This window comes from Flavonifractor sp. An82, from assembly GCF_002159265.1.
Taxonomy (GTDB): domain Bacteria; phylum Bacillota; class Clostridia; order Oscillospirales; family Oscillospiraceae; genus Flavonifractor.
This window is the reverse complement of record NZ_NFHG01000002.1, coordinates 279,595-304,144: the sequence shown is the minus strand read 5'-3', so window position 1 is coordinate 304,144 and position 24,550 is coordinate 279,595. Positions and strand designations below refer to the sequence as shown.

The window sequence follows — 24,550 nt, the reverse complement described above, 5'->3', positions numbered from 1 at the left end:
ACGACACGATCAAGATGCTGGAGGCGCTGGATATCGGAGACCCGCGGGCAAAGGATTGTATGGTGGAGGAGATCGAAGGCTGCGTTCCCAGTCTGAAATGCCTGGAGGGACACAGAATCAATGTGGACGAGTTGGATTACCTCGTCAAGCGGTTGGACAGTTTTTCTGACGGGGAGCTGGCACAGTTCCAGGGGATGGTGGTGAAAATGGGACTCTCCGACATAACTGACCTTATCAACTTGACCTTTTGCTGTCAGCGGGCCACGGTGATCACAGACTTTTCTGATCTGGAGTGGATTGGTCGGAATCACTACATGAACCTGCATGGTGGCTGCGCCTCCATGGAAGAGCTGGAGCGGTTAGATGCACGCAAGACAGCACTGGCTCTGATTCTCAACGACACCTCCGGCCAAATTACTCCCTACGGTGTAGTGTACGACAACGGTACGATGTTAGAACAAGTTTATGATGGCCGACATTTTCCGGATTTCTACTATAAGAACAGTATGGCATCTGTATTACTTTCATTAAATAATCAAATGAATGAACAAGAAACACTATATTTCCCATGTGCTGAAAGTGAAATCACTCGGACACTATGCCGTTTGGGTGCAACACAGCCGGAAAAATTTACTGCGACGCTGATTGCTACCGATGATGATATCAGCCCAGCGGTCAGGAGTGTTTTTGAAGGCGAATATCCTCTAACGGAACATTTGAAGACATTAAATGCATTGTCTAAGTGCCTTCAATTGTTTGATGCACAAACTTTGGACAAATTTCATACCGTTTTCGATACTATCTGGCCTGATACCCCAGAGGAAATATTATGGATTGCAGAGAATATCTATGATTTTACTGTAATCCCCGGCATAAGCAACGCAGAAGAATATTGGCAACATTTGATTCAAGTCTCTGGACATTTTGAAGTTAAATCTGAGTTGGATTCATATATTGACTATCAGAAATTTGGAGAGCATTACATCAAGAAGGAAGGCGGAGTATTGGGGGACCGCGGCTATATTCGTTATCCGTTGCGCTGCAAGGGACCTTTGCACAAGGTATCACCGGAGCCGGTTCAGGCATTGGAGATCTTGGCGCGGCAATTTTGGAAAACATGGAGTCTACTTCCTTAACGGAGATCGCGGCTGCTGGCCACTGGGGAATTGGCACCAACCCACTCATGCTGATCTTCTGCATAATTTTGATGGCCTATGCTGTGATCAAGGTGTTTTTCGCAAATCTAAAAAGGGGCGGCATTCTTCTCATCCAGATCGCGGTTGGAAGCCTCTATATGTTTTCAATCCCTAGAGGATACACCGATGGATTCACCCAGTGGATGAAGCAAGTGATTGGCTTATGCCTTACCGCTTTCCTGCAGGCCACCATATTGGTGGCAGGGCTGATGGTATTCAGCGAGAATGCTCTGCTGGGATTAGGTCTGATGCTTTCCGCTGGCGAGGTGCCCAGGATTGCAGGGACATTTGGTCTGGACACCACTACCAGAGCCAATATTATGTCGGCAGTCTATACAGCCCAAGCAGCTGTCAACACCACCCGCTCGCTCGTGCAGGCGGCAACAACCAGATAATACTTCTTCCATTATGCTTGCATTTACCGCATCTTCTTTGTTAGGTTTCGTGAATAGCTTTCTACCATCGTCCACCAGATGATCGAATGTGTAAAGGTGTATCCCGACGGGAGACTGGACATTATCTTCGGAGGAGGGTATCTTATCGAAGAACGTCTGGAAAAAGAAAGTTAATAACTTCAAATATAATTGACATAATCACCGAAATAATATAGTATAATTTATGTTAGGAGGCGATTGTGCATGGCAAAAAAAGCTGCGGTCATCATGCCGCAAACACGGGAGATCCTGGCACAGATGGGTGAGCAGATTCGCCTGGCCCGACTGCGCAGGAAGTTAAGCTTGGAATTGGTAGCAGAGCGTGCCGGGATCAGCCGAGCCACGCTTATATCCATTGAGAAAGGCACCCCTACGGTATCCATCGGCTCCTATGCCGCTGTGTTGCACGCATTAAACAATATGGACAGCAACCTGCTGCTTATTGCAAAAGATGATGAATTCGGCAGGAAACTGCAAGATCTGGCGCTGCCCACCAGACGGCGGGCGCCCAAGAAAGGAGAGTAGCCAATGGCGCAGGACGAAAAGACCATCTATGTATATGAAAATTGGCGTGGAGAGGCACCCACCCTGCTGGGGCGGCTGCGCTGTGGCTTCGTCCGCGGACAGGAGACCTTTTCCTTTGAGTATGATCCGGCCTGGCTGTCATCTGCCGAGAGTTCCTTCTCTCTGGACCCGGATCTGGCCCTCTACCGTGGGCGGCAGTATGTGCCGCTGAACAAGCAGCTCTTTGGCCTGTTTTCCGACTCCTGCCCGGATCGCTGGGGACGCCTGCTGATGAGGCGCAAGGAGGCCATCGATGCCAGAAAAGAAGACCGAAAACCCCGAAAGCTTACGGAGAGCGATTTCCTGTTGGGTGTCTATGACGAATCCCGTATGGGGGCACTGCGGTTCAGCCTGGAAGAAGGGGGCGAATTTCTTTCGAACGATAAAGCGTTTGCGACGCCTCCGTGGGTAAACCTTCGGACGCTGGAAAACGCCTCTATCGCTTTCGAGAACGATGAGAGCGGCCTGAATGAAAAATGGCTACGTGAGCTTCTGGCCCCTGGCTCCTCCTTGGGCGGTGCAAGACCCAAAGCTACGGTGCAGGCCACAGATGGCGCCTTGTGGATCGCCAAGTTCCCTTCCAAGCATGATGAATATAACAGCGGTGCGTGGGAGAAGGTCGTCCATGACCTGGCACGGCTCTGCGGGCTGGATGTTCCGGAATCCAAATTGGAGACGTTCTCCAAGACCGGCAGCACCTTTCTCGTCAAGCGATTTGACCGAAATGGCAGCCGCCGCATCCACTTCGCCTCCGCCATGACCCTGCTGGGCAAGACCGATGGAGCCTCGGCAGCGGACGGAAGCAGCTATCTGGATCTGGCGGCGTTCATCCGGGCCAACGGGGCATCACCCCGGCAGGATCTGGCCGAGCTGTGGAAGCGAATCGTGTTCAGCATGGCGGTATCCAATACTGACGACCACCTGCGCAACCACGGTTTCCTCCTGACACCCACCGGCTGGCGGCTGGCCCCTCTCTATGATGTGAACCCAGTCCCCTCGGGGGACCGGCTTTCCCTCAATGTGAGTGAGTATGATAACACCATTGACTTGGAACTGGCTCTGGAAGTAGCCGATTATTTCGGCCTTGCCCCGCAGGAAGCGGAACAGGCTGCAGAGGAGGTCTGCAAAACAGTATCCGGACACTGGGAACAGTTGGCCGGGCAGTATGGTCTCAGCCGAGGAGCGATAGAGTATATGCGCCCCGCCTTTTCCCTTCCATGATAAGATCACAAACGGACGATTCCTGGCGGAACCGTCCGTTTGCTTATTCTTTGGCGGCTCCCTCAAAAGAGTCCCCGCCCTCATCCTCGTCCATATCCGTATCAATGTCCAGTCCTTCATTGTTCCCCACATTCTTCTCGTAGAGCTTGGTCCATTTGAGCGGATATTTGCATTTGCGGTTATAGGCCAGAAGCATCGCCTCGGCATAGCCCATAGAACCGGGGCGTCGTTCCTTGGCTGTCCTCGAAAGCAGCTTGACCGACATTTCCCCCACTTTTTCCTTGAAGGTTTCATCTTTCAATGTGTCGCCAAAGGTGTAGACCAATCTGGCGATTCCATTGAGCATATTGGCGGACAGCGAATTCATATCGCCCTCCCAGGTGCCTACGCAGAGTCTGAGTGTTCGATCAAGTACATGGTAACCGAACCGCTCATATATATTTTCAAGCGTGGAGACAGCACAGACAACGCCATAGTTTCTGACCTGGCCAATGGAAAGAGAATAAGACTCTACCAGATCTTTGATCATAAGCTGCTCCTGATTCCCGGCTTCCACATTTGCCATAAACACTTCATAGGGACGGAGCGGTTTGACAAACTTCATCTGGTTGGCGAAGATATCTGCCTCGTGCTCGTAGTTTAGATCATCGTATATCATGCACCAGACTGGCGTTTCACGAGAGCCAGAGGCCAGTGCGACGATCTCCACCGTGTGCTGGCCATTGAAGACATAGTTGACCCCATTTCGACGGCTCACCTTCACAGGGTTGATCTGATACAAATCAAAGTGTGCCGCAGCATTCAGCACATGCTGTTCGGAAATATTTCTCTGGTACTCCTGATTGGATACGAGGTTCTTGATGGGAATCTGTTCGAAGTGAACATTGGGAACAAACATACTATAATCTTCCATTAGGATTCCCCCTCAATTGCACTGAGCATTTCCTGGATTTTTCCTTCTAATTCAGTCAACGCTGCCAAGATGTTTTGCCTGGCAGCAGGTGAGATTGCTTCCAAATGTGCCATGGACTTTGTCCGGTCGATGGAGCTCATCCAGGAGGGGATCGTAAGAGTAAGTCCAGCAACTTCCGCATCCGGGTCATAGGCGGGCATCGTCTTGATTGCCGGCTGCTCTGCCGCCGCTGTGCCGAGCTTGGCAGAAACGTCGGAATAAAGGCATCGTCTCGATTCACTATAACGAGCGAAAGCATAGGGATTTTTTCCGATTTTTTTACTAAGTGCTTTCAATTCTTCGGGTTCCATTTCTGATAGAGCAACGATATTTTCAAAAGAAATCTTATATGCCCCGGAAAGAATGTGCGGAACAAGCTCAGGAGCATTTTGTTCAATGGTATCTAATGCTGCACTGTATTTCGCATATTTCTGTACGGTTGCGCCGGACACATGATACTTCCTTCCCAGCCGGGCTGCTGTTCGCCGGCCGCTCTCTTCATCTATTGGGCGGCCTCTCCCCACAGTAATGTTGGGATTCGGACGGTACTGATTATAGCCATTCCTATTTCGCTGTACTTTCTTTTCCGCTTCATATTGTTTCCCAATCAGATATTTCCTGGTTTCTTCTGAGATGTTGCGGCGCCCGAGTTGGTTCGCACAGATCCAGGCGATGGCAGCATCTCTGTTTGGGAAATCCAGCTCCTTGACTCCATAAGGAATGCGCATTTTGTTGCATATTTCATAGCGATTATGGCCGTCGAGAATGGTATCATTCCATGCGATGATATCTTCCCGGCACCCTTCCATGACCAGATTCAGCTCCAGCTGCCGGTATTCCTCCCGGCGAAGTGGACGAATCAAGTTTTTGAATTCCGGATCGATGTTAAGCTGCCTAAATGCTTTCTCTGTCATGTAGCCTCCTGCGTTCCAGCTGTTTCACGGTTTTGAGGGAAAAATATGCGACCCGGTTGATTTGATCGATCTCACCGGTCAGCTGGTAATTAAATCTCAGGTCAAAGCCACCGAGCAGTTCGGAAAAGTTTTTTATAAGGATCGTACTATAGAATTCTATAGACTGCTGGGATGTGCTTGACATCCGAACCTTGTTTGCGGTCCCGCCTGAAATAGGTTTATCCGATCCGAGAACGGCGATATACAGTTCTTCAGGGTTTACCAGGAATTGCACATACGCAGGATTCTTCAAGAGACGAATCGTTTGCCTGTGGATTCGAATCCGGTTTCGCGCAGGGTCCAGCGTTAAGTAAGCCTGCAATTGATTTTCATGATTCATGTCCTTGTCCTCCCAAAACGGACTTACGATCAGTATCAGAGGCAGCCTCGTCTGACTGCTCTGATGCAGCAGGAGCGATGTTATCGCGCAACCCATATACAGCATATCCTTCAAAAATGTCAACCTGCATAGATTTCTGGTGTTCCCGGAACGGGAGTCCAAACTGCGTCTTCCAGCCCTCCGGAAACACGGGAGTTCGAGAAGACTTGGGCTTCTGGCCGTCTTTTTGCACCCGCTGATACACTTCGGTCGCTGTGAGATCAAATGCGATGAGCCACTCATCCTTGGCATGGATTATCCGCCCGAGGAGTTTATATCGATAGTCCAGATTCCAGCCCATCAGTGAAAACACTTTGGCGAAAAAAATCTTGCAGGTGATCTGTTTCGGTTTACGTCTGCCGGAGCCGTTGGTGCACCAGGCGCAGGCATCCCGATCTTCCGCCCGACAGGGACGGATCGCCAAGATCCTGCTCTCTTGATTGACCAGTACCTGCACATAATCAACCTGTGGGAAGCGGTTCAGGCAGGCGGTATTTACATAAAATTTGTAATTGTTAAAAGTTACAGACGGCTCATTAATATGGGCGAAGAACTCACGGCGTACTACTTGGTAGCCATCGTAGTTAAAGTCACCGGCCATCTCCAGGACCTCATCACTACTGCTGTTTGCAGGAGAAACTGCCGGTTCCGCTTTTTCTAATTCAGCAGACGGAACAATATCCAAATGCCTGTCCTCCAGGGAACGAAGCATTCCGGCGATTACGCCGCCGGCATTTTCCCGACTTTCTTCGGACATTTAGGATTCCTCCTTCCCGTGCTGACCGAGTTCCTGACAGATATAATCACGCAGCACATCAAATCCTGTCACGCGGAGTTTCTGCCCGGTTTCATACAGTTGGCCCTCCATGCGGATTTTCCAGTCTTCCTCACTCTGATCGCAAACGGGCGGGAAAGACTGTTGGTGGAGGTAATATTGCTTGCCAAAAGAGCCGATCCACTCCTCCGGGACAGCCCGCACCCGTTTGCCGGAGACAGAAAGGGGCTGTACAGGCTCCTTCGCCTGCTCCGTGCTTTTTGGGCCGGAAAGCAGGTACGATTTAATAAACGCTTCCGCATCATTGACATCAAAAATATACGCAGATTCAGTTTCGGTTTGAAACAGCGCTCCGGCGATCCGGTATTTTAAATCCGGACTCCAGCCGAATAACTGAAAAAGCGTTTCTACATAGGCCGCACCGGCAATATCCCTGGGCTGATACTTTCCGTCTGACAGCTTGGAAAACACGACTGCGTTGCGGCTGCTTTTCGCCGCTGTACGGACGGCGAACTTCATCTCCACAGGGTTGACCAGCAGCTCCACATGGTTGTCTTTCCCAAAAGACCGAACACATGTGGTGCTGAACTTGATCCTCTTATCTTGAAACAGTACATAGGGACGGTGATAATTGTCAAAGAATTCACTGCGGGCGATTTCAAAGCCTCTCATATCAAAATCTCCCGGAACCAATGTGATGCTCGAGGGCAGGGATGCATCCGCCTGCTGCTCATCGGGTGGATGGATACTGGCGGACGCTTGGTAATAATCCGACGGCTTAAATCCAGCCCAGCGGGGATTGATGGTCACAAACCCTCTGAGCAGGCCGCTGTCGATTACCCGCAGCTCCGGGAGGATGGAGCGGTTGCCATACTTGGAGTTGTTCAGAAGATGCTGAACCGCAATGAAATCATCTCTGGAAACAATGCCCTCGTGGTGGTTCCGGTAAAGGCTCTGGGGCCTGTCCCCCCGATTCTTCCTGGCCTTGTGGTTCAGATAGTTGGGGGTGAATGTCTTCCGGGTCAGCACATCCCCGCAATGCCGCTCATTGCGAAGGACCTGGACAATGGAGTTGGATGTCCACTTGACATTCCCCAGATAAGTCTTCCTGCCCAGCTCGGTGAGCGCCGCCGCAATGTCGGAGGTGGAATATCCGTACAGATACATATAGAAGATGAGTTTTACCGTGGGAGCTTCATCCGGGTTGACGACCAGGTTTCCATCCGCGTCGTGAGAATACCCCAGCAGCTTGGGCGTCAACGGCAGACCTCCGTCCAGCCGCATCCGCAAGGAGGTCTCCATGCTCCGGCTACGGATATGAGACTCCTCCTGAGCCATGGTGGCCTGAAAAGAAAGCGCCATCTGGGAATCGTCTTTGAGGGAGAAGATACATTCGCTCTCAAAGAACACCCCGACAGGACTGGGCAGCTCCGCAAGCATTCGCACCATGCTGATACAGTCCACCACATTCCGGGCAAAGCGAGACACGCTTTTGGTAATGATCATATCGATTTTCCCGCTGCGGCAATCGGCGATCATGCTGTTGAACTCGTCCCGATGAGCCAGAGAAGTCCCGCTGATTCCCTCATCTGCATAGATTTTGACCAATGTCCAGTTGGGATGATGCACAACAAAATCCTCATAGTATTTCTTTTGCAGCTCATAGGAGGAAGTCTGCTGGACATTGTCCGTGGAGACACGGGCATACACGGCGACCCGCTGCCTTATATCATTGTCGTAATAGTCAATAGGCTTTTTGGCCGGAATGAATTCATAGTTCTCCGGGTCAACTTTTGTGTTGATACGCCGGCGGACTCGTTCTTTCCGTTCCGCAAGCTGTTTTCGTGTGGACTTGTCAATCATGCAGCATTTCCCTCCGGGGTTTGTCATCAGGGAGTATCTTCCAACCGGGATTTGGCAAAAAGTACAGGTCGTGTAGATCCTCTTGATAATAGGAAGCCAGCGTATAAATATCCTCCGAAACGAAGTAAACGCCCACTGGCTTTGGGAGTGCTGCCAAGAGGCGCGTACAGAAAGAGAGTTCGGAGAGTTTCTTCGAGATATTGCTTGCTTTCTGGGTAATGATCAGATCGACCTTTTCATCGTAGCAGTCTTGAAGGAGCCTTGACCACTCCGGGGCGCTCTCCATATTGGGCGCAGTGCTGCCCTCGTCCACATAGAAACCGACAAACATCCAGTTTGGGCAGAGAGCCAGTGTGTCAAGAAATTGCTTTTTATGAGCTGAGAGATAGTCCTCATAGCGGGTCTGGTTAAAGTAGCGGATGTATACCGCCACACGGTAATGTGTTTTGGGAAGCGGGCGTTCCCGCTTGATTTCCTTTAACCAGGCACGATGTTCCGCTAAAAGGGTGTTTCGTTCCGTTTCCCTCTCCAGCAGGAAATCAAATGATGGCATAACTTCCTGCTCTGACTCTCTATTTTGAATGGTCAGATCTGACATATTTGCTCCCCCTGTGTTATTTCTCTTCCAGGCCATTATATAATCTGCAGACTAATAACAAAATCGACCAGAAGTCAACACCTTGACTTCTGGTCGATAGATGAGAAAAAAAGAAGCGAGCCGGCAATTCCAGCTCGCAATTTTTCAGGTATTGTCATCCCGTCTGGCCATAGTGGATTTCAACTCACGAACAATCTTCAGGATGGAATCCAGCTCCTTGGGAGAGCAGTCGGCCAGCAGCTCGTCAAACTCGCTCTGGTATAGGCTTCTCACCTCCGGCACATCGGGCCGAAGGAGGGAATCAGCAGATACTTGCAGGGCTTCGATGATTCGGATAAAAGTTTCCAACTTCATGCTCGTCTTGCCTTTTTCGATATTGCTGATATGCGGCAGCGAGATATTGGCCTTCGCTGCAAGATCGGCCTGGCTCATCCGGCGATTGATCCGCGCATCTCGAATACGGGAGCCGACTAACTGGCTCTCGGTCAAATCATGTTCCGTCATCGGCTTCCTCCCTCAAATATATTCTCCAGATTATCTATTTCTAAGAGTATATCAACTTAAGGTGAAATTGATATAAGGCCGAGTTGATGATATAATCTAAACACTATAATAAGACTGCAAAATTTTTTTGGAGGTCTTATTATGAGCCTGAACTACAAAGTCATTGGAAAACACATCCGTGAAGTCCGCCAGCGCAACCACCTTTCGCAAGCGATGCTCTCTGAACTGGTGGATAAAACGCCATCTTACATCAGCTACATAGAGAGCGGAATCAAGAGCATGAGCCTTGACACCTTTGTGCTTATCGCCAATGCCTTGGGAGTATCTCCCGACCGGCTTTTGATGGAGCAAGTCACCAGCACTGAACGGTGCGCCAGCGAAGAAATCGCTCTACTCCTTTCGGATTGCAGTACCTATGAGATGCTGATTCTCCTGGATGTTATAAAATCGTTGAAAGCTTCCTTGAAAGAGCATCAAGGCAGATACGGTAAACCAGACAACTTTGATTTTACCGTCTGAACCTGAGAAAGCAATCAACCGGAAGTCACGAGCATTGACTGCCGGTCGATCTATGCCAGTAAAGCTGGATATATTTTTGGAACAGTGGATATGTTTTTGGAAAGTCCCGGATATGGGTCTTCCGAGTTGGTATAATGAAAAAAGAAAGGTGGAATGACCAATGATCTATTACACAGGTGATATCCACGGAGACCCCTATGAGGTCATACAGTTTTGCGACAGCAAGAAGCTGACAGAGCAGGATACTCTGGTTCTGCTTGGAGATGTAGGAGCGAACTACTACCGAAACCGGCGAGACACAGAGATGAAGAAAGTTCTTACCGCCGTAAAGCCGACGATGCTCTGCATCCACGGCAACCATGAGATCCGACCGGCCAGTATCCCTTCCTATCGGACGAAGCAGTGGAACGGCGGGACAGTCTGGGTAGAGGAAGCCTTTCCACGTCTGCTGTTTGCTATGGATGGTGAGATCTTTGATCTGGAAGGTCTCCGACACTTGGTCATCGGCGGAGCTTACAGCGTGGACAAATTCTACCGGCTGGCCAGAGGGTACGGCTGGTGGCCGGACGAACAGCCTTCCCAGGAGATCAAGGACAAGGTTATCCAGACGCTGGACGCCTGCGGGTGGCAGGTAGATACCGTCCTCTCCCACACCTGTCCCTATCCGTATGAGCCGCGCGAGGTCTTTCTTCCGATGATCGACCAGAGTACCGTGGACGACTCTACCGAGAAATGGTTGGAGGAGATCGAGCGGAAACTCAAATACGACCACTGGTTCTGTGGACACTGGCATATTGACAAGCATATCGACCGGATGCACTTCCTCTTCCACAGCGTGGAGGCTGCGCCGCAGCTCTTGACGGGAGGGGAAACATTATGACGGAGGAAGAAAGACCGGAGGCCAAGGAGCGGGAGGCGTGCTTTGCCGCAATCCGTGAAATCGTCCAGGACATTTCCCGCCTAATGGACGCCGCATATCAGCAATACAGCCGTTTGGTAGAACAGGTGTTGAACGGCAGGATCACCGAGGAGCGGGAGATCGAGCGAATCATGGACGGGCTTGTGGACTTCGGAGATGATCCGAGGCTCCTTGAACTGTACAAACCCCTCTGCCGCCATGTCTATTACAAATACCCCGCTCTTGTGGGAGAGCACGCTGCCCTCTTCCGGCTCCAGTTTGAGGAAACGGAGGATGGGGACACGGATACTGAGGAGGTGAAAACATGAAAGCGCCGGAGATCAAGCACTACATCAACTGGCTGGGTCGGGTGGAATACCGAAACATCAACTGCTCCTTCACCTATGACGAGACATCCTATGCGGCCATCGACCGGATCTTCCGCCTTCTCCACCGGCTGGAGCCAGGCCCGGAGAACACAAGCTGGGAACTATGGCTCCGTGCGGAGCGAGGTACCATCGAAGACTTCGGCAGCTTTGAGGAGCTGCGGGCGGACGGCCAGGTGGAGAGCTTTGAGGAGTTTGAAACCTGGTGGCATTCCGAGTTCCCGGAGGAGGCAGCGTGGTTCCACTTTGCTGCCGGCGAGGATCAGGAGATCGGGTATCGGGCAATATTCTTGGGGCATCGGCATGTGCTGGAAGTGGATGGCCGCAGAGAACGTTCCTTCCCAAACGACATCTCCAAATTCACCGCTTGGCTGGAGGAGGCGGTACGGGACGCCGTTCAGATGGTGGAGACCGGCTCTTATCAGGGACTGGTGGAGCGGGAGCTGCCCATCTGGCATCGAACCGGAACCATCCTGCGCCGGGATCTGTGGAGGGTATTCCCTCAGTGGAAAGAGGAGTTCTTCCAGGACTTCTCCCAGCAGGAGACGGAGGAGTTTCTCACCTCGGCGGTGGGGTATCCTTTGAAAAAAAACAAGCGGCTTCCATCCATGACCGCAAACGACTTCTATCGCTTCTGTGCCCTGGGATATCGGGCTATGGGTTACACCGGAACGGAGAAATCGGAAAAAGAGCAGTACGCCCTCCACGCCGATGGGCGGGACGAGGGACTGTCCAAGCTGGACGGAGATTCCCCCGAAGCCTTTGCTCGGTGGCTGAAAGAGCGTCCCCGCACCGGTCACCCCTGGGAGGTATGCAGGGGCGGCAACAGCACCCACATCGACTGCATCGTACACCGGGATGCACATGGCTACTATCTGGTGGTGGCCGGTCTTGCGGAGACCCGGACGATTGAGGCGGTCCGTTTCTTCCTGGCACTTCATCGGGCAGGCGTTCCCGTATGCATCCGAAACGCAGAGAAACTGAAGGCCCGCCTGACCGGAGCGGAGTCCATCGGCATCGTGCCGGAGGGAGTCTTTCCTGCTTACTGCCACGCCAGGTTTCCGGGAGAGGACATTGTCGATTTTATGAATCTGCCTCGGGAACATCAGGATGAGCTTGCAAAATACTGCCGATGGCAGCCAATCCCGGTTCCAAGGATGAAGAAAGAAGGTGAAACCCCATGATCTTCTTTACCTCTGACCTGCATTTCGGTCACGAAAACTGCATCCGCCTTTGCAACCGGCCCTTTTCCAGTATCGAGGAAATGGACGAAACCCTCATCGAAAACTGGAACCACAAGGTCACAGGGAAGGATACCGTCTATATCCTTGGCGACCTGATCTACCGCAGCCAAAAGCCGCCGGAGGAATACCTGCGGCGGCTGCGGGGGAAGAAACATCTCATCCTTGGGAATCATGACAGGGGATGGATCAGGAGTTGTCAGACGGAACAGTTCTTTGAAAGTGTCAATAACCTATTGTATGTCGCAGACGGGAAGCGGCAGTACACACTCTGCCACTACCCCATGATGTCTTGGCCTCACATCATGCGCTGCTACATGGTCTTTGGCCACATCCACGGCAATACCGACGCGGATTACTGGCCGCTCATCCAGGCAAACGAGAGAATGCTGAATGCCGGAGTGGATGTCAATCACTTCGAGCCGGTCACCTTTGAGGAGATGGAGGCCAACAATCTTCTGCATAAAGGTCAGTCAAAATCCGGGCTTGAGGTGCAGCCGTGAGACATAAGAGCGGCTTTTATGAGGCAGCTCCTGTAGCCGGTTTCATCGCACGGCAGGACTGGACGCACATGATGGGACGAGCCGAGCGGAGCGGCCTCTCTCTCCAGTCCCCCAAAGGAAGCACCGGGCTGCTGTTCTCCGTGAGAATCATCGCTCCCATTTTGGATGGAGGGCTGCGGCATATCGTTCTGGCAGCGATCCAGTACAGTCTGGGGCGGCACACCTATATGCCCACCATAGTCGCGGAATTCACCTGCCGGAACCTGCGCCGTCTGGACGAAGCTACCCGTTTCACCGCTGTGGCAGAGATCCGCGCACATTTAAACCGATATGGAGAACAGGAGCCATATCCGCAAGTGTGGCACGGCTTAAGCCGAGTGCTCACATCTGGCAAAAATCAAAGAAGACAAGGAGGAAGGAAAGGATGCCGATTTTACAACCTCTGGAAAGCATGGAACGCATCTCACGCCAAGCACTGGCAGATGACCTGGACACCGTGCTGGAAAGGATAAGCCGTGAGGATATCGGGCTGGTGATCACCGACGAAGGCAAAGACGACTTGGTTCTCTGCCCTGCCTCCTGGTTCAATCTTGACTATGTGGACGATTTTTCCTGCGTCATCAACAGCGCCCTCCGCTATGCCATGCGCAGCGAAGATGAGGAGAGTGCGGCGGTCGTCCAGTATCTTCGTCGCCACTACCAGTTGTTCGATGAAAAGACGCTTTCGGTGGCTGTCGCCGATCTGGAGCGGGAACTGAACCAGCCGATAGTGACCCTCAAGCAGCCGCAGGTCTGGAAGGAGCTCCAGGAGCTGTTCCGGCAGCGACTGGACGAGTTGCGGAAGGAATCTTCGGAAGGCGAGGAAACGCACCATGGATGAAAAGCGATATGAGCTCGTGGAGATCCAGGTGGACGCAGAGCTTCTAGAACAACTGAAAAAGATAATCGCTCCTATGGGGCTGACGCCAGAAATGCTGATTGTGAAGTTCTTTGAGTTCTGCGCCGATCCCGCGACCCAGAAACTGGCCATCTCCTTGCTTCTGAAATGGAAAGCCGAACAGGAAGCGGAGAGGGGAAAACCGGGAGGGGGACTTTGATGCTATCCAGGGAAACCTTCTGCGAAGCCCTGCGAAAGATCCAAGCGCAAAAGGATCGAGACGAACAGTTCAGTAAGGCACTCACCCTGATGGGAGACGGACATTTCGTATTTGAGGGCGGAGCGCCGCTTCTTGCCGCCTTGCTGGATGTACTGAAGGAAGCGGTCGACGACCAGTACGACTATATCAGCTGGTGGCTTTACGATGCCGCCCCGGACTATGAAGTCTGGACCGATGATGAAAAAACTAAGTGGTGCCTGAAAGAACCGGAAGCCCTGTATGATTTCATCCGGGATGAATGTCAGGGCTGAGTGGTAGCGTCTCCCCAAATTCGTTCAAGGAGGTCAAATCAGATGTCTAAGTGCTGCCTATACTGCCGGGTAGATGGAGCGTCTACGGAAAGCAACTGTCTCGCCATAAACCAGCAGCTCACCGCACTCCGAAGCCTCGCCGGCCAGCTTGGTTTTTCGATTTCCGCAGAGATGCTCCAATATGAGAGCGGCTTGGACGCAAACCGACAGAGCATTCGAACGCTGATCCGTGATGCACGACATGGAGTCTATGACCGGGTGCTGGTGATGAACGGCGACCGTCTGGCTCGTGACGCCGAAGGTTTGGCGGCGATTGGAGAAAAGTTGACCGCAGCAGGAGTCCGGGTCTATTGCTCAGATGGCGAAATTGATCTGGCCCCCGCATATTCTCATGGTTATTTCCGGGTGGCAACGATGGAACAGACCATGTGATTGGGAAAAGTTCCCGTCCCACCTCTCTTCCACGGCCAAAGAAAATGCGGTATAATAAAAGAACCACATACACCAGACCGGGAAAGTTGATCATTCCGGCGGAAGGAGATGTTGCCATGAGTTCATTAGAGGAAAAGAAAAGTGAGCTTGAGAGGGTCCTTGGGGTATTCCAGAACTACATTGAAGGCTCTGAATTGCTCGATGTGGTCTATTCGAAAAAGTTCGGGTATGTTCTGCTTGGCCTGCCTGCGGCGGATTCCATTGATGACTCCGATGTAACACGACTGGAAGATCCCGAAACATTGGTGAAAGAGATCTATCAGAATCTCGCATACGACTTTATGGAGCAGGAAGGGCACAGCGAGGATTACACGGAAGCCACCAATCTGGAAAAGCGAGCTATGCGGGAATGGATGAAAGAGTACACGGATCAGCTGCCGGAATACAACTACCTGCTGGACGAACTCCTTGGATGATGTGTCCGATGAAGCAGGCGCTTCCCTCAGTCAATCTTTTGGCATGGATAAAGCGGACATCTTTTTTGGTCGAACACTAAAATTGACCCTCGGGTGGAAAATCCGTAGCCATCGCAGCGAAAACGGCAAAAAAATAATGGGTGAAGACCCGCAAAGCCTTGAAAATCATGGATTTCCGCAAATATCTCAATTGGTCTTACACTCCACAAACCCGTCAGAATCCATGGATTCTGACGGGTTTCCTTTTGTTTTCATCACTTTTTCGGGCTGATTATTTTTGCCGTTTTCGTCTGACCCAAGCCGTGACCCATACGGGATCTCGGAGCGGTCAGGACTGGAAACTGCCGGAGATGACACTGCCCATGGTTTTGGCCGCCTGGCGCTGGGAGGCCGTGGTCACGTGGGCGTAGGTGTCCAGGGTGAATTCGGCCGAGAAGTGCCCCCGCATTCCGGACACGGTTTTCACATCCACCCCGTTCTGCAGGGCCAGGGTGGCAAATGTGTGCCCTTACGGTATAATTACGACAAACCGGAAAAGCCCCGTAGGATCAAGGGTTTTGAGGTTTTCAGTCTGGTTTTTCATCCTTTTCCAAACCGAAAAATCATACTGAAATAAGTCGAATTATAGGAGGTGTTTCATTAACGACAAATGAATAGCAGAAAGGAACTCAAAGCCTTTTGATTTCAAACACAGTAGAATATTGGATTTATGCGAAGCCGTCACTTGTTTCAAGTGGCGGCTTTTGTCATTTCCAGGACTGCTGTGCAGGCACATGACAACACCAATCAGAAACGAGGTGATTGTTATGAACACGCAAATCATCGCCATCACCAACCAGAAGGGCGGCGTTGGCAAGACAACCACCTGCGCGAACTTGGGGATCGGGCTGGCGCAGGCCGGGAAGAAAGTGCTGCTGATCGACGGAGACCCGCAAGGCAGCCTGACCATCAGCCTGGGCCATCCCCAACCGGACAAGCTGCCATTTACCCTGTCCGACGCTATGGGCCGTATTCTGATGGATGAGCCAATCAAGCCGGGTGAGGGTATCCTGCACCACCCGGAAGGCGTTGACCTGATGCCTACCGACATTCAGCTCTCCGGCATGGAGGTCTCCCTGGTGAACGCCATGAGCCGTGAAACCATCTTGCGGCAATACCTGGACACACTCAAGGGACAGTATTCCCATATCCTGATTGACTGCCAGCCTTCCCTGGGTATGCTCACGGTCAACGCACTGGCAGCCGCCAACAGGATCATAATCCCCGTCCAGGCGGAGTATCTACCCGCCAAGGGCCTGGAACAGCTGCTCCAGACGGTCAATAAGGTGAAGCGGCAAATCAATCCCAAGCTCCAGATCGACGGCATACTGCTGACGATGGTGGACAACCGCACAAACTTTGCCAAGGAGATTGCCGCCCTGCTGCGGGAGACCTACGGCAGCAAAATCAAGGTGTTTGGCACAGAAATTCCCCATTCCGTCCGGGCAAAGGAAATCAGCGCCGAGGGCAAGAGTATTTTTGCCCATGACCCCAACGGCAAGGTGGCCGAGGGGTACAAAAATCTGACCCAGGAGGTGATGAAACTTGAAAAGCAGCGCGAAAAAAGTAGAGCTGGCCTCGGTAGATGATTTATTCTCCACCGAAGAAGGCCGCCAGGATGCCAAGCTGGAGAAGATACAGGAAATCCCACTGTCTGAGCTGCATCCTTTCAAGAACCACCCCTTCAAAGTCAAGGATGACGAGGCCATGATGGAGACCGCCGACAGTGTTCGGCAGTAGCCGTGAGGACGCACTGCACGAACTGACTGCCACACTCCGAAGCGGAGAAGCCAGCGGTGTACGCGAATGGCTCCAGAATATCGTGAACGAGGACGAACCGGATGAAACCACCCAAAAAGCAGCCGAGCTTATGGAGCGGCTGGATCAGCTTGTGCCGGTGCTTGAACCGGCACAGCTGGACGAGCCGGAACCTGATCCCAACCTTGTGAAGATGGCCGATGAAGCGATGGCGATGGGCGTGGATACTGACTGGAACTCTGATAAGGAATTTCCGTTGTCTTTCGATACTGAAAGTCCCCAGCCCAGCGCCGAGTACCGGGAGGCCCTGCTGGTGCTGGATGATACCACCTATCTTCATGTTCAGCCCTGCGACACCGGCTGGGACTACACGCTCTACGATGTGGCAACCATGAAGCAGATGGACGGCGGCCAGCTGGATGGAGCAAATATGGGGCGTTCTGAAGCTATCGGCCACATCTGTGAGGACCTGGGCATGGGCAGCAAGTCCATCAAGTATGCCCCGCTGTCCATGATCGAGACTTTGCAGGAGGCCGCCTACCAGCAGACCGCAGAAGCTGTCGCCACCCAGCTGCCGGATGCCCAGGAGCAGGCGTTGGACGAGTATCCCATGCCGGACCCGGCACTGACTCAGGATGATCTGGAGAAATGCGGCTACCTGGACGGTGACCTTCTGCCCCTCTCCAAAGAGCGGGCCTATCAAGGTGATTGGAAAAAAGGAATTGGAGATCACCTTTACATACCAGGACGAATACCAGAAAGCGATTCAGCTGATCCAGCTGGCAGAGCAAACAAGCCAAAGAAAGGTGGGATGATTTGTGGCAAGAAAAAGCAGAAAGGAAACTGTGGTGCTTCCTGCACCGGAGATGGATACTACTTGCCGCGCCGGAGTTTATGTGCGGCTTTCCGTTGAGGATAAGCATACCCACACCGTTTCTATCGAAACCCAGCAGCTGATTATCGCCCGGTATCTGGAGCAGAACCCGGAGATTATTGTGGTACAGACCTACATTGACAATGGCGCAACGGGTACGAACTTCCACCGCCCCGGCTTCCAGCAGATGCTCTCCGATATTGAAGCGGGTCTTATCAACTGCGTCATTGTAAAGGACCTCTCTCGCCTGGGGCGAAATGTCATAGACACAGGCTACTATATCGAGCGTTATTTTCCCATGCAGAAAGTCCGCTTTATTGCCGTGAATGACCGCTACGATTCTTCTTCCCCGGATAATGCCCATGATGGTATCATCATCCCGCTGCGGAACATGATTAACGAAGCCTATGCGATGGATATAGCCAGAAAAATCAAAGCCCAGCAGCGGCAGGCTATGAAAGACGGCAAGTATGTTGGTGGGCGTACCCCCTATGGATATTTGAAGGCTCCTGATGACTGCCACCAGCTGATTGTTGACCCGGTGGCTGCTGAGGTAGTCAAAACCATGTTTCAATGGGCTGCCGAGGGCGCAGGATTAAACACAATCGCGGTACGCTTGAACGAGGCCGGGTATCTCTCTCCCAGCCACTACAAGAGGACCTTGGGAGAGATCACCCATGAGAATTTGGTGGGCAATGGGCATTGGCAAACCCGCACCGTTGCCAAAATTCTTCGCGCAGAGGTTTATACCGGAGATCTGGTGCAAGGGGTATCTAAAATCATCGACCACAAGCAGGTCAGAGCCAGCGCCGATGAATGGACAACGGTACGCGGCACCCATGAAGCCATCATCAGCCGGGAGCTGTTTGCCGCCGTTCAAAAAGCATTGGACCAGGCTGCACAGCAGGCAAAAGACAGGGAGATACATTCTTGGTCTCCTAATCTTTTGAGAGGCAAAATCTTCTGCGCCCACTGCGGACGTAGCCTTCACCGACAGAAATGCATCCGCAGAAAATCGCAGGAGGTATATGTCTATCACTGTATCAGCAACAACCGTATCAAAAGGGGTGTTTGTCCTGGTGCGTTTATCTTTGAAAAAGAGCTGCTGGACGCCCTGGCCGATATGATACAGGAACAGCTTGATACCACGCTGGGGCAATACTCTCTCGGTCTGGAAAACCTCTCCAAAGAAGCCGAGGAACAGAAAAACATACAGGCTAAAATCGCCAGCCGGAAACAGGAAATCCAGCAGCTGCGTACCTACCAGCGCGGATTGTATGAGGGCCTGATCCAGAACCATCTGTCAAAAGACGAGTATTTTACCTTCAAAGAGAAGTACGAAGCCAAAATCGAGGCAATCAGCGGGGAAATTGAACAGCTGAAAGCAGGGCTTGCAATCATCGCCAAGCAGCTGGAACAGTACAAAATGCTGTCCCAGGATGCACAGCATATCAAGGAAGATCGCCAGCTGACGGCAGCCCTGATTGACCGCCTGATTGACCGTGTAGAGGTCTCAAGAGAAAAGCGGATTACGGTTCGTTTCCGCTTCCAGAGCGAATTTGAACATTGTGAGGAGGTGCTGAGGCAGTGCAGAAATATGTGATTGCCCTTTATATCCGCCTTTCCCTGGAGGATTATAAATACGACAGTATGAGCATTGAAAACCAGCACCTTGCGCTGAACGAATTTGTTTCGTCCATGCCGGAGTCCGCCAATGCAGAAGTCCTTGAATTTATCGACAACGGGTATAGCGGGACAAACTTTGAGCGGCCCAAAGTCCAGGAGCTGATTGAGATGGTGCGGGCCAATAAGATCGACTGCATCATCGTAAAAGACTTTTCCCGATTTGGACGAAACAGCATTGAAACGGGCTATTTCATTGAGCGTGTATTTCCGCTGTTTCACACCCGGTTCATTTCCATCAACGATGATTTTGACAGCGATCAGCACAAGGGCGATACTGGCGGTATGGATGTGGCTTTCAAGTATCTGATCAGCGAGTATTACAGCCGGGATATGTCCATCAAGACCAAAAGCGCCAAGTACGCCAAAATGCAGCGCGGTGAATACCAGAGCAAAGTTTGCCCTTACGGGTATCGCAAAAGTGCCGATGGCAGAATGGAACCGAACCCGGAAACCGCTGCTGTGGTACAGCTCATTTTCCAACTTGCCGCAACCGGAATTGGAGCAGCAGCCGTTACCAGGGAACTCTTTAAGCAAGGTATCCCGACCCCCGGCGAATACAAAGCAGCTCATGGGCAGCAGTACCACGATGTCTCCCGCTCCCGCGGACGCTGGAGCAGTTCTACGGTTCTCCGTATCCTGGAGGACGAACGCTATATCGGCTCCTATGTCATCGGGCGTCGTGCAGTCATTGAAGTGGGCAGCACACGGAGCCGCAAGAAGGACCGGGACAAATGGTTCATTATTCCCGACCATCATCCGGCAATCGTTGACAAAGAACTATTTGAAAAGGTGCAGGCTGTGCAGCGCCGATTCTCCTTGCCGACCAAGAAAACCAGGGAGTACCCACTAAAAGGCAAGGTCTATTGTGGCTGCTGCGATCATGCACTTTCCCGCATCGCCCAAAAGAGACCGTTTTATATGTGCCGCCATTCTACCGCTGATGTGAACAGCCGCTGCCGCGATGTCCGGGCAGATGTTGCTGGGCTGGAAGAAGCCGTCCTCCTCACTTTGAAAAAGCAGCTGGAAATCCTGCTGCCCGTACATAAAGACGGCACCATTCACCTGGAGGCTACCGCTGCCAAATGCTCTGAGTATGAGAAGCAACTGGAAGCTCTGAAGGACCAGAAGCAAGCTCTCTTTGAACGGTATCTCTTGGGGCAGATCGAGCTGGACACATATAAATCGGAGAAAGCAGTTTATGACGCAGAAATACTGAAAGTCAAAAACGCCTACGCAGCCGTCACCGCCCAGGCAAAGCTGAAGCGAGAAGAACAGGCCCGCCAAAGCAGCCGACAGGAGATTGCTCACTCGATTGCCGAAGCAGATGTGCTAACCTCGGAGCTGACCGATCTGCTGATTGAAAAGGTGTATGTATTCCCCGACAATCGCATTGAGATTGTTTACAAGGTCCATGACCTCTTTGAATAATTGAAGGTGCAAAAACGGAAAACCCAGGCTATCAAATCCACCTTGATAGCTTGGGTTTTCTGCTTTTCAGAATTATATTTTTTTGTCGTGTGCTTGACATACGGGTGCCTGAGATCGTGGAACCTGATCCTGGGTAACCCAGCCCGTTTCAGCACCCGGTGGAGCATGTGCAGCACGCTGTCCGGGGAGATCGGCCCGCCCGTGGGGCTGGGGAATACCCAGGGGCTACCGCCCACTTTTTCCTTCTGCTCTAACAGAATGCTTACCGTATCCTCTGCCAGCGGCAGGGTGCGGTAGGCATTTTTCGTTTTTAGTGGCGCCTCCACCACCTCGCCGTTGATTCGGGCAATCTGCCGCCGAACCCGGAGGTCGCCCCGCTCCAAATCAATGTCCTCCCATTTAAGACCGAGAAGTTCTCCCCGGCGGAGCCCGGTGGCCAGCTCCAGGTAGTAGAGCTCATACACACCGCTTTCTTTTGCCTCTCTCAGGAAGGACTGGAGCTGTTCCACCGGCAGAGTTTTCATCTCCCGGTGCTCCAGCCTGGGCAGGGCGCAGCCCTCCGCCGGATTGGCGACGATTAGTTTCTGCTCTTTGGCTAAGCTCATCGCAGAGGAGATGATCTGGTGGATGTTCCGCACTGTCTTGGGGCTCAGCCCTTTGGCCTGGTGCCTGGATTCCAATCGGTCTACGCGACCGTTGGTCAGCAGCTTCTTGTAGAACTTCTGCAATTCCAGAGAAGTGAGCTTTTCCAGCGGAATTTTGCCGATATTGGGTTTGATGTGGTTGTCGATGTACCCACGATAGGTCTGATGGGAGGAGGGCCGCACCTTCACCTTGGCGTAGTGCTCAAACCACACCTCCATCCACTGGCCCACCGTGTACCGGCCAACCTTGGCCGCATCCAGCCCCTTCGCTTCCTCGATTGCCTGCTTCAGCTTTGCCTTGGCCTCCGCCTGGGTCTTGCCCAGGACGTTCTTGTAGATGGCCCTGCCCGTCTCCGGATCGCGGCCGGCAGTGTACCGGCCCTCCCAGCGGCCGTCCTTCCGTTTGCGGAGGTTTCCCTCCCCGTTGGCCCTTCGTTTTGCCATGGCTTATTACCTCCTTTGCAGCAACACAACATACCGCAGAAGGGGAGAAATAGCCAGGCCGACAGTGCTGAGTTAACAGAACATTATCATTTGCCTTTTCTTTGTTACAGCGTATCATTTTCCGTCCAGCGCGAAAAGCCCTATCTTTGTTTTATGCGGCGCAGGATTTGCGTATCCAGGCGGGGAAGGATGCCCCTGGCCCAAACGCCCCCCACAGCGTCGCTCAAAAAGGCCGGAACCGCCCGGGAACACTGGACTTCTCAAATTGACGACCACCTAAAACCATCGGCTGTGGCGAAAAGGTGCACCTCCCTCAAAAGCTGGAAAAGCCCCGCAATGCGGGGCTTTGTGGCCGGGAGGTGGGCGCTTGCGACCACCTCCCTTTATCCTGGTACTAAAATCGAACGCCCCCAAAGGGCCCAAAATCGGGGCCCTAGGAGGCGTTCTTTCTCTGGAACTGAATGGCCTAGATGGTCAGGATTACCGCGTCATGACTGCCCTGGACAGCCGCCGCCCCACACGCGGCCCAACGCCGCCGAAATCCCCGTTTCAGTAGCGCCGCCTTCACCTCCACCCCGAAACCGGCACACAGGGGCGGCACGGCCGCGACAGGGAGCTTCCTTGTGGTTATCTGCCTCTCCTTCTGGAGTGGGTGTAAGCCACGCCCGCAAAAGGCGTTTGGCTGCCGCTTGCGGCAAGCCAGGCGCTCTGCTTGCCTCACCATGCCCCGGCATAGCCCAGGGTGACGCTACTGTTTTCGGCCCCCAGGGACATGCAGGCTGGGATGTCCTTCCCCCGCATAAGGCCGTAGAGGAAGCCGGCAATGAAGCTGTCTCCGGCGCCCATGGTGTCCACCACCGTGCAGGGCACGATGCCCCCCCGGTAAAACCGGCTCCCGTCAAAGGCCAGGCTGCCCCGCTCTCCCCGGGTGGCCACTACGAGCTCCGGTCCCTTGGTGTGGATGGCGCGGAGGATGTCCTCCAACTCCCTATCTCCGGCGGAGTCGTTGGAGAAAAAGGCGTAGTCCACCCAGGGCAAGGCCTTTTCCGCCGCCGGGTCCTCCGGCCGGTCGGCGCAGTCGAAGGCCACCGGTACCCCCCGGGTCTTCAACCGGGGCAGGTCGCCCTCCACCCGGCCCCACAAACCGGACACCACCAAGTCGTGGCCGCAGAGGAAGTCCACGTCCTCCTCCGTCAGGCGGAAGTTCTCCATCACCCCCTCCTCGTAGTCACCGAACACCCGGTCTCCGTTTACGACCGTCACGTGGGATAGGGCGGTGGAGCCGGGCTCGGTGTGCAGGTGGGATACGTCCACCCCTTTGGCCGCCACAGCCTGCCGCATGAGTCTGCCATATTTGTCATCCCCCACCACGCCGGTATAGGAGGCGCTGCCCCCCAGCCGCACGGTGTATACCGCAACATTCACCGGGTTTCCGCCGGGGTAGGCGTCCCCCGTCTGGTCGTACAGGTCGATGCAGTTGTCCCCTACGGCGGCCAGCCTGATGTCGTCCTTCATAGCTTCCTCCCCGCGCTTGTGCGCGTTTTTCGCGGATTTTCCGTCTCCATGGCCCGCACCCGCTCCAGGGCCCGGCGGGCATGGAGCGCAGGCTCGGCCAGGTAGGCGGTAACCAGCTCAATGGTGGCCCGTCCCCGATAGCCGCGGTCCGACAGATCCCTCAGCAGCTCGGGCAGGAGCAGGGCGCCGTCCCCGGGCAGCAGGTGGGAGTCGCTTCTCCCGTCGGAATCCACCAGGTGCAGATGGGCCAGCCGATCGCCCAACAGGTCCAGATAGTTTTCCACCGGCTCACCTGCCGCCGCCGGCGGCACCACATCGCACATACCCAGCAGAGCGGGAGAGCCCACCTCATCCAGGGCCTGGGCCAATTCCCCGGCGGAGGTGCACAGGTTGCTCTCATAGCAGGTAAGGCTTTCCAGCACAATCTTGTGGCCCAGCCGCTCCGCCGCATCCGCAAGCCGCCGCAGGCTCTCCAGCAGACGGTTCCACAGCGCCTGGCGGGACGCGCCGTACCCGCCGTGCCCCACAGAGATAAGGGTATACTCTGCTCCCAGGGCCTTTCCCATCTCCAGGCACAGCTCCAGGTAGGCCATACAGTCCTCCCATTGCTGCCGATCCCCCAGCATATAATTGTAGGGATAGGCGTTGTGCTCCGGCGTATAGACGGCCACCGGCATCTGATACTTTTCTTCCAGGGCCAGTACTTCCCGCAGGCCGCCCCGCTTCAGATCGGGGGCGAAGGCATGAGGCCGGCCGCCCCAAAGCTCGATATAATCGTAGCCCAGCCGCCGGGCGCCGGAAAAGGCCCGCTCCAGGGGCCAGCGCTGCCAGCCGCAGGTAAACATACCCAGTTTCATAGC

The 24,550-nt window shown here is 53.4% G+C and carries 26 protein-coding genes and 4 pseudogenes; 19 read left to right on the top strand and 11 right to left on the bottom strand.

What is annotated here, in order from left to right; genetic code table 11:
• Positions 1–1,015 precede the first annotated feature (1,015 nt).
• The 3 genes and pseudogenes from B5G34_RS05105 to B5G34_RS05095 all read left to right on the top strand — a co-directional run.
• A pseudogene (locus B5G34_RS05105) lies at positions 1,016–1,591 on the top strand (conjugal transfer protein TrbL family protein); the annotation flags it as partial.
• 243 nt (positions 1,592–1,834) lie between these two features.
• Positions 1,835–2,155 carry a helix-turn-helix transcriptional regulator gene (locus B5G34_RS05100; RefSeq protein ID WP_087334861.1) on the top strand — a complete coding sequence of 107 codons (321 nt, stop codon included), beginning with the start codon at positions 1,835–1,837 and terminating at the stop codon, positions 2,153–2,155.
• 3 nt (positions 2,156–2,158) lie between these two features.
• On the top strand, positions 2,159–3,415 hold the full coding sequence (locus B5G34_RS05095) for a type II toxin-antitoxin system HipA family toxin (RefSeq protein ID WP_087334859.1): 1,257 nt from the start codon (positions 2,159–2,161) through the stop codon (positions 3,413–3,415).
• Positions 3,416–3,458: 43 nt separating this feature from the next.
• Here the strand turns inward: B5G34_RS05095 and B5G34_RS05090 are convergent, their stop codons facing one another.
• The 7 genes from B5G34_RS05090 to B5G34_RS05060 form a co-directional block, all read right to left on the bottom strand.
• Positions 3,459–4,328 (bottom strand): DUF6551 family protein, encoded by an 870-nt coding sequence (locus B5G34_RS05090; RefSeq protein WP_087334857.1) that lies wholly within the window; start codon positions 4,326–4,328, stop codon positions 3,459–3,461.
• Positions 4,328–5,281 (bottom strand): hypothetical protein, encoded by a 954-nt coding sequence (locus B5G34_RS05085; protein ID WP_087334855.1) that lies wholly within the window; start codon positions 5,279–5,281, stop codon positions 4,328–4,330. Before B5G34_RS05085 ends, B5G34_RS05090 begins: the two co-directional genes overlap by 1 nt.
• Positions 5,262–5,660 (bottom strand): hypothetical protein, encoded by a 399-nt coding sequence (locus B5G34_RS05080; protein ID WP_087334853.1) that lies wholly within the window; start codon positions 5,658–5,660, stop codon positions 5,262–5,264. The genes B5G34_RS05085 and B5G34_RS05080 overlap by 20 nt, the downstream gene beginning before the upstream one ends.
• Positions 5,650–6,456, bottom strand: a complete 807-nt coding sequence (locus tag B5G34_RS05075) for a hypothetical protein (protein ID WP_204245910.1) — start codon at positions 6,454–6,456, stop codon at positions 5,650–5,652. The genes B5G34_RS05080 and B5G34_RS05075 overlap by 11 nt, the downstream gene beginning before the upstream one ends.
• A complete protein-coding gene (locus B5G34_RS05070) occupies positions 6,457–8,337 on the bottom strand; it encodes a recombinase family protein (protein WP_087334851.1) in 1,881 nt (626 codons plus the stop codon).
• The gene (locus B5G34_RS05065) at positions 8,330–8,935 is read right to left on the bottom strand and encodes a recombinase family protein (RefSeq protein ID WP_087334850.1); all 606 of its coding nucleotides are present in this window, start codon (positions 8,933–8,935) and stop codon (positions 8,330–8,332) included. The genes B5G34_RS05070 and B5G34_RS05065 overlap by 8 nt, the downstream gene beginning before the upstream one ends.
• 144 nt (positions 8,936–9,079) lie before the next feature.
• Positions 9,080–9,439, bottom strand: a complete 360-nt coding sequence (locus tag B5G34_RS05060; RefSeq protein ID WP_087334848.1) for a helix-turn-helix transcriptional regulator — start codon at positions 9,437–9,439, stop codon at positions 9,080–9,082.
• Between the two features lie 141 nt (positions 9,440–9,580).
• Between B5G34_RS05060 and B5G34_RS05055 the strand changes: the two genes are divergently transcribed.
• The 11 genes from B5G34_RS05055 to B5G34_RS18385 all read left to right on the top strand — a co-directional run bounded on the left by B5G34_RS05055 (position 9,581) and on the right by B5G34_RS18385 (position 15,573).
• A complete protein-coding gene (locus B5G34_RS05055) occupies positions 9,581–9,958 on the top strand; it encodes a helix-turn-helix transcriptional regulator (RefSeq protein WP_087334846.1) in 378 nt (125 codons plus the stop codon).
• Positions 9,959–10,118: 160 nt separating this feature from the next.
• The gene (locus B5G34_RS05050) at positions 10,119–10,838 is read left to right on the top strand and encodes a metallophosphoesterase (RefSeq protein WP_087334843.1); all 720 of its coding nucleotides are present in this window, start codon (positions 10,119–10,121) and stop codon (positions 10,836–10,838) included.
• Positions 10,835–11,185, top strand: a complete 351-nt coding sequence (locus B5G34_RS05045) for a hypothetical protein (protein ID WP_087334841.1) — start codon at positions 10,835–10,837, stop codon at positions 11,183–11,185. The genes B5G34_RS05050 and B5G34_RS05045 overlap by 4 nt, the downstream gene beginning before the upstream one ends.
• A complete protein-coding gene (locus B5G34_RS05040; RefSeq protein ID WP_087334840.1) occupies positions 11,182–12,426 on the top strand; it encodes a hypothetical protein in 1,245 nt (414 codons plus the stop codon). Before B5G34_RS05045 ends, B5G34_RS05040 begins: the two co-directional genes overlap by 4 nt.
• The gene (locus B5G34_RS05035) at positions 12,423–12,986 is read left to right on the top strand and encodes a metallophosphoesterase (protein ID WP_087334837.1); all 564 of its coding nucleotides are present in this window, start codon (positions 12,423–12,425) and stop codon (positions 12,984–12,986) included. Before B5G34_RS05040 ends, B5G34_RS05035 begins: the two co-directional genes overlap by 4 nt.
• A 424-nt stretch (positions 12,987–13,410) precedes the next feature.
• A complete protein-coding gene (locus B5G34_RS05030; RefSeq protein WP_087334834.1) occupies positions 13,411–13,866 on the top strand; it encodes a hypothetical protein in 456 nt (151 codons plus the stop codon).
• Entirely contained in the window at positions 13,859–14,083 is a 225-nt protein-coding gene (locus B5G34_RS05025) for a hypothetical protein (RefSeq protein ID WP_087334831.1), read from the top strand. Before B5G34_RS05030 ends, B5G34_RS05025 begins: the two co-directional genes overlap by 8 nt.
• Positions 14,083–14,394: a hypothetical protein gene (locus B5G34_RS05020; protein ID WP_087334829.1), complete on the top strand. Its 312-nt coding sequence runs from the start codon at positions 14,083–14,085 to the stop codon at positions 14,392–14,394. Before B5G34_RS05025 ends, B5G34_RS05020 begins: the two co-directional genes overlap by 1 nt.
• 42 nt (positions 14,395–14,436) lie before the next feature.
• A complete protein-coding gene (locus B5G34_RS05015) occupies positions 14,437–14,826 on the top strand; it encodes a recombinase family protein (protein WP_087334827.1) in 390 nt (129 codons plus the stop codon).
• A 116-nt stretch (positions 14,827–14,942) separates the two neighbouring features.
• Entirely contained in the window at positions 14,943–15,302 is a 360-nt protein-coding gene (locus B5G34_RS05010; RefSeq protein WP_087334825.1) for a hypothetical protein, read from the top strand.
• The gene (locus B5G34_RS18385) at positions 15,295–15,573 is read left to right on the top strand and encodes a hypothetical protein (protein WP_140397195.1); all 279 of its coding nucleotides are present in this window, start codon (positions 15,295–15,297) and stop codon (positions 15,571–15,573) included. Before B5G34_RS05010 ends, B5G34_RS18385 begins: the two co-directional genes overlap by 8 nt.
• Positions 15,574–15,630: 57 nt before the next feature.
• On the opposite strand, the pseudogene B5G34_RS18380 reads toward B5G34_RS18385, so the two are convergent.
• Positions 15,631–15,807: pseudogene (locus B5G34_RS18380) on the bottom strand (site-specific integrase); the annotation flags it as partial.
• A gap of 301 nt (positions 15,808–16,108) precedes the next feature.
• On the opposite strand from B5G34_RS18380, the gene B5G34_RS05005 reads away from it, so the two are divergent.
• The 5 genes and pseudogenes from B5G34_RS05005 (at position 16,109) to B5G34_RS04985 (ending at position 21,087) form a co-directional block, all read left to right on the top strand.
• On the top strand, positions 16,109–16,930 hold the full coding sequence (locus B5G34_RS05005) for a ParA family protein (RefSeq protein ID WP_087334823.1): 822 nt from the start codon (positions 16,109–16,111) through the stop codon (positions 16,928–16,930).
• A pseudogene (locus B5G34_RS05000) lies at positions 16,887–17,078 on the top strand (chromosome partitioning protein ParB); the annotation flags it as partial. The gene B5G34_RS05005 and the pseudogene B5G34_RS05000, both read left to right, overlap by 44 nt.
• A gap of 1 nt (position 17,079) precedes the next feature.
• A pseudogene (locus B5G34_RS04995) lies at positions 17,080–17,802 on the top strand (LPD16 domain-containing protein); the annotation flags it as partial.
• Between the two features lie 115 nt (positions 17,803–17,917).
• Positions 17,918–19,576 carry a recombinase family protein gene (locus B5G34_RS04990; RefSeq protein WP_087334821.1) on the top strand — a complete coding sequence of 553 codons (1,659 nt, stop codon included), beginning with the start codon at positions 17,918–17,920 and terminating at the stop codon, positions 19,574–19,576.
• Positions 19,561–21,087, top strand: coding sequence for a recombinase family protein (locus B5G34_RS04985; protein ID WP_087334818.1), 1,527 nt, complete (start codon positions 19,561–19,563; stop codon positions 21,085–21,087). Before B5G34_RS04990 ends, B5G34_RS04985 begins: the two co-directional genes overlap by 16 nt.
• On the opposite strand, the gene B5G34_RS04980 is transcribed toward B5G34_RS04985, so the two are convergent.
• The 3 genes from B5G34_RS04980 to frlC all read right to left on the bottom strand — a co-directional run bounded on the left by B5G34_RS04980 (position 21,060) and on the right by frlC (position 24,547).
• Positions 21,060–22,175: a site-specific integrase gene (locus tag B5G34_RS04980; RefSeq protein WP_242956843.1), complete on the bottom strand. Its 1,116-nt coding sequence runs from the start codon at positions 22,173–22,175 to the stop codon at positions 21,060–21,062. The genes B5G34_RS04985 and B5G34_RS04980 overlap by 28 nt on opposite strands.
• A gap of 717 nt (positions 22,176–22,892) precedes the next feature.
• Positions 22,893–23,690 carry a fructoselysine 6-kinase gene (gene frlD, locus B5G34_RS04975; protein ID WP_087334816.1) on the bottom strand — a complete coding sequence of 266 codons (798 nt, stop codon included), beginning with the start codon at positions 23,688–23,690 and terminating at the stop codon, positions 22,893–22,895.
• Positions 23,687–24,547: a fructoselysine 3-epimerase gene (frlC, locus tag B5G34_RS04970; RefSeq protein ID WP_087334815.1), complete on the bottom strand. Its 861-nt coding sequence runs from the start codon at positions 24,545–24,547 to the stop codon at positions 23,687–23,689. The genes frlD and frlC overlap by 4 nt, the downstream gene beginning before the upstream one ends.
• Between the last annotated feature and the right edge of the window lie 3 nt (positions 24,548–24,550).